The 782-nt window shown below is 32.9% G+C and carries 1 pseudogene; it reads left to right on the forward strand.

The window, feature by feature from the left end:
- A pseudogene (locus JCM7501_RS12415) lies at nt 1-782 on the forward strand (ATP-binding protein); the annotation flags it as partial.

Consider the following 782-nt stretch of genomic DNA (forward strand, 5'->3'; position numbering starts at 1 on the left):
TGGGATTTACAGAAGAAGAAGTGGTGAAGATATTAGAAGAAGTAGGGATAGAGGAAAAAGAAAGAGAAAAATCACTAGAAGAATTAAAAGAATTATACGATGGGTATTTATTTAGTGCAGAAGCGGAGAAGAGGATATACAATCCCGACATGGTATTGTATTATCTTGACAGCATAGTAAGATACAAAAAACCGCCTAGAAATTTAATAGACGACAATGTAAAGACAGACTATGGTAGACTAAACAGACTTACGATGAATGAAGAGAATAGGGCATTATTAGAGAGGATCATAAAAGAAGAAGGAATAGTAGCGGAAATAGTAACAAAATTTTCATTTGACAGGATGTATGATGAAGAATACTTTGTATCGTTATTATTCTATATGGGGTTACTAACGATAGGAATGCAAGAAAAAACGAGATTATTTTTAAAAATACCCAATTACGTGATCAAGACAATAATGTGGGAATATATAGAAACGAATTTAAAGAAAGAATACAAAATAAATCTTGACCTAAATGAATTAAGGAAGACCATAGAAGAGATGGCGTATGAAGGGAGAATAAAACCGTATATAGAGTATATAAGCCAGAATGTGCTAAAGGTGCTATCGAACAGGGATATAATAAACTTTGATGAGAAATATATCAAAGTGATATTAATTACGTATCTTGTAAACAGTAAAGCCTATAGGCCGATAAGTGAAAGAGAAACAGAGGGCGGGTACATAGACATATACTTAGAGAGAGACATAAGGATACCGGATATAAAATACGAGTGG

It is taken from the genome of Thermoanaerobacter thermocopriae JCM 7501, assembly GCF_001310975.1.
Taxonomy (GTDB): Bacteria; Bacillota; Thermoanaerobacteria; order Thermoanaerobacterales; family Thermoanaerobacteraceae; genus Thermoanaerobacter; species Thermoanaerobacter thermocopriae.